Source organism: Campylobacter coli LMG 9860, from assembly GCF_000254135.1.
Lineage (GTDB): Bacteria > Campylobacterota > Campylobacteria > Campylobacterales > Campylobacteraceae > Campylobacter_D > Campylobacter_D coli.
This window is the reverse complement of the sequence record NZ_AINS01000178.1, coordinates 1-325: the sequence shown is the minus strand read 5'-3', so window position 1 is coordinate 325 and position 325 is coordinate 1. Positions and strand designations below refer to the sequence as shown.

The 325-nt window shown below is 25.8% G+C and carries 1 protein-coding gene; it reads left to right on the top strand.

Going from position 1 to position 325, the window contains the following annotated elements; translation table 11 throughout:
- Positions 1-95: 95 nt before the first annotated feature.
- On the top strand, positions 96-325 hold a 230-nt coding region (locus CCO88_RS10025; RefSeq protein ID WP_002841120.1), incomplete at its 3' end, for an EexN family lipoprotein.

Here is a 325-nt window from a genome sequence, read left to right as displayed (position 1 = left end):
TAATATATAAATAATATATAAAAATATTTTTTATATATTATTAGTTAATAATAGTATATTATAATTACTATAAATATACAAAAAAAGGATTAAAAATGAAAAATACAATCAAACTAGCTTTATTGGGTGCAGTTATTACTGGTGTCTTTTCTGCTTGCTCTTCAGAGCCAAAAACAGTGCAATATTACGAAGATCCAAAAAATGCTACAGAATTAGAAGCTAAAATCAAAGAATGCGATAAAAATGCTAATTCTGCGAAAACTGATACAGAATGTGCAAATGCTTATGAAGCAAGATACTCTAAGTCGTTTGATTACAAACCACA